This is a genomic window from Corallococcus sp. 4LFB, assembly GCF_046520365.1.
In the GTDB taxonomy this organism is placed as follows: domain Bacteria; phylum Myxococcota; class Myxococcia; order Myxococcales; family Myxococcaceae; genus Corallococcus; species Corallococcus caeni.
Genome location: NZ_JBKGHJ010000720.1, coordinates 1 through 3,157, shown reverse-complemented (window position 1 = coordinate 3,157; position 3,157 = coordinate 1). Strand labels below are relative to the sequence as shown.

The following is a 3,157-nucleotide window of genomic DNA, read 5'->3' as shown; positions in this document are numbered from 1 at the left end:
TGCCGGTGTGAGCGCGTGCTGCCGCTGGCGGACCTGTCCCGCGCGCAGGCGTGCTTCTACAGCAACGCGGTGGCGCTGGCCGTGGGCGTGCCGAGGCTGCTGGGCCGGGAGCTCCCCGACAGCCTCCGGCTCGCGGAGCGGGCCCGCGCCGCGCTGGAGGCCCGGGCCGTGCGCGAGGGCTGAGCGCGCGCCACCGGAGTGCGGCACACTGGCGGCCATGACCCGCTCCCTCGTCATGGCCCCCCGCTGGGCTGGAAGCCCCGACACGGATTTCTACCCGTGGCTGACCGCGAAGCTGCGCACGCCCCTCCCCTCTTCGACGACGTGCGCACGCTGGACATGCCCACGCCGGGCGCGCCCACCATCGACGGCTGGGTGTCCACGCTCGCCGCCGCGGTGGGGCCGGTGCCCGCGCCCTCCACCGTGTTCCTGGGCCACAGCGTCGGCTGTCAGGCCGTGATGCGCTACCTGTCCACGCTGCCCCCGGGCCACACCGTGGAAGGGGCCGTGCTCGTCGCGGGCTGGTTCGAGGTCGACACGCCCTGGGACACGCTGCGGCCGTGGCTGGACACGCCCATGGACTTCGAGCGGATCCGCGCCGCGCTCCGCCGCTGCGTGGTGGTGCTGTCGGACTCCGACCCCTTCACCTCCGACTTCCGCCGCAACACGCGCCTCTTCGAGGAGCGCCTGGGCGCGGAGGTGCGCCTCGTCCCCGGCGGACGCCACTTCAACAACCCCCAGGAGCCCGCCGTGCTGGCCGTGCTCCAGGAGTGCTTCGGCGCGTCCCGCTGAGCAGCCGGGCGGGCAGGCGGCGGGCGTGGCAAATCTCGCCGGCACCCCCATCTTTGGAGGACTTCGAAGGACTTTCTTCAACGACAGGGGGCTCACCATGGAGACGAAGAAGCCAGGCGAGAAGCAGGTCCAGCACCAGGGCATGAGCGAGGACGAGAACCTGCGCCACAAGGGCGAGGTGCGCGAGTCCGAGGCGGACCGCCACGCCGGCCCGAAGCCCGAGGGCAACGGCGGCACGGGGCAGCCCGCGGCGTTCCCGGAACACAACTGACACCGGGCGCGTCAGCGATTCCCGCCGGGCGGCTCGAAGGTGCTTTCACGGCGGCCGGGAGCCATTAACCTGGGGCGCATGTCCGCTCCCGCTCCCTACGTCTCCCGCGTCCCCTTCGAGTCCGTCCACCCGAAGGCCCTGGCCGTGTACTGCTCGGACGGGCGCTTCACGGAGGCCGTGGAGGACCTGGCCCACCACCTGGGCCACCCACGCCTCGACACGATGACCCTCCCTGGAGGCCCCGCGCTGCTCAACCGCTGGGCCTCGGACTACCTGGAGAGCGCGGGCTTCACCAAGGCCGCGAGCTTCCTCATCGAAGGCCACCACATCGAGGACGTGCTGCTGCTGGCGCACGCGGGGTGCGGCTACTACCACGCGAAGCACAGCGCGCTCGGGCCGGACATCGCCGTGGAGCAGCAGTTGAAGGACCTCCACTTCGGCGCGAAGGAGCTCCAGACGGCGTACCCCCACCTGCGCATCCACCTCTTCTACGTGCGCCCCAAGGGGACGACCCTCGAGTTCGAGCCCATCCCCCACGAGGGCTGAGCCCCGCGGCGACAGGTGTCCGCCGACCTGATACGGGGACACCGTGAAGACTCAAGACGTAGGCCGGGCCCTCCTGGCGCTGTCCATGGGGGGCTTTGGCATCGGGACGACCGAGTTCGCCACCATGGGCATCCTCCCGCAGATCGCGAGCGGCCTGGAGGCGACGATTCCCCGGAGCGGCCATGTCATCGCCGCCTATGCGCTGGGCGTCGTCGTGGGGGCGCCGCTGGTCGCCATCGTGACCGCGCGGATGTCGCGCCGGGCGCTGCTGCTCCTGTTGATGGCGGCCTTCACCGTGGGCAACACGGCCTCCGCGCTGGCGCCCACGCTGGACACGCTCATCGTGGCCCGGTTCATCGCGGGCCTGCCGCACGGCGCCTACTTCGGCGTCGGCTCCGTCGTGGGCGCGGAGCTGCTGGGGCCGGGGCGCAAGGGCCGCGCCGTGGCGCTGCTCATGGCCGGGCTCACCATCGCCAACATCGTCGGCGTCCCGGCGGCGACGTTCCTGGGGCAGCAGCTGGGCTGGCGGAGCACGTTCCTGCTGGTGGGCGCCATTGGCCTGGTGACGCTCACGGCCCTCTGGCTGTGGGTGCCGCGGGTGGCCTCGCTGGGCGGCAGCAGCATCCGTCAGGAGCTGTCCGCGCTGCGGCAGCCGCAGGTGTGGTGGACGTCGCTGGTGGGCGCGGTGGGCTTCGGGGGGCTGTTCGCGGTCTACAGCTACATCGCGCCGACGCTGACGATTGCGTCAGGCCTGCCCGGCTCGGCGCTGCCGTGGGTGCTCGCCCTCTTCGGGGTGGGCATGACGGTGGGGGCGATGCTGGGAGGCCGCCTGACGGACCATTCGGTGACGCTCGCGATGTGGGTGGGGTTCGGCGCGACGACGCTCGTGATGGGCCTGTTCGCGCTCACGGCCACGTCGCCCTGGGCGGCGGTCCCGCTCGTGTTCCTCATCGGCGTGTCGGCGCAGTTCCTCGCGCCCGCGGTGCAGGTGCGGCTCATGGAGGCCTCTCCCGGGGCGCCCTCCCTGGCCGCGTCCATGTCCCACTCCGCCCTGAACATCGCCAACGCTGCGGGCGCGTGGCTGGGCGGGCGGGTCATCGCGGCCGGGTGGGGCTACCTCGCGCCGGCCTGGGCCGCCGTCGCGCTCACCCTCGTCGGGGCCGGCCTCTTCGCGGTCGCGAACCGTGGCGGCGGGCGCCCCGCGCCGGCACGTGCCGAGCACGCCTGAACGGGAGGAAGCAAGCCCTGTCAGGGCCACTCATCGCCGGGGCCAGAAAATCGGGCCTTGGCGCGGCTCCCGCTGAACGGAGCAAGGCGGTTTTCGGCTGACGCCCCTGAAAGCTCAGCGCGCCTCGCCCTCACGGGCTGCCGCGTCCTGGAGCCCGCGCCGGAGCGCGTCCAGCAGCGACGGCGGGTCCCCCACGCGGAAGGCCTGGAGCCCCGCGTCGAAGTCCGCGCGCGCGCCCGTGACGTCGCCGCGCTGGAGCCGGAGCGCCCCCGCTCGTACAGAGCTCGGGGTCCACCGCGCTGCCCTGGCTGGGACGCGAG

4 protein-coding genes and 2 pseudogenes are annotated in these 3,157 nt (G+C 73.1%); 5 read left to right on the top strand and 1 reads right to left on the bottom strand.

Translation table 11 applies throughout. The annotated features are described in order from the left end of the window. From ACLEQD_RS40100 to ACLEQD_RS40080, 5 genes and pseudogenes are all read left to right on the top strand, one after another. Positions 1-183 (top strand): annotated as a pseudogene (locus ACLEQD_RS40100) (aminotransferase IV); the annotation flags it as partial. 96 nt (positions 184-279) lie between these two features. Further along, entirely contained in the window at positions 280-792 is a 513-nt protein-coding gene (locus ACLEQD_RS40095) for an RBBP9/YdeN family alpha/beta hydrolase (RefSeq protein WP_410391214.1), read from the top strand. 97 nt (positions 793-889) lie between these two features. After that, positions 890-1,063, top strand: coding sequence for a hypothetical protein (locus tag ACLEQD_RS40090; protein ID WP_410391212.1), 174 nt, complete (start codon positions 890-892; stop codon positions 1,061-1,063). Positions 1,064-1,141: 78 nt separating this feature from the next. Continuing rightward, positions 1,142-1,609, top strand: a complete 468-nt coding sequence (locus ACLEQD_RS40085) for a hypothetical protein (RefSeq protein WP_410391210.1) — start codon at positions 1,142-1,144, stop codon at positions 1,607-1,609. Positions 1,610-1,652: 43 nt separating this feature from the next. Further along, a complete protein-coding gene (locus tag ACLEQD_RS40080; RefSeq protein WP_410391208.1) occupies positions 1,653-2,837 on the top strand; it encodes an MFS transporter in 1,185 nt (394 codons plus the stop codon). 114 nt (positions 2,838-2,951) lie between these two features. Here ACLEQD_RS40080 and ACLEQD_RS40075 read toward each other — a convergent pair. Then, positions 2,952-3,157, bottom strand: a pseudogene (locus ACLEQD_RS40075) (hypothetical protein); the annotation flags it as partial.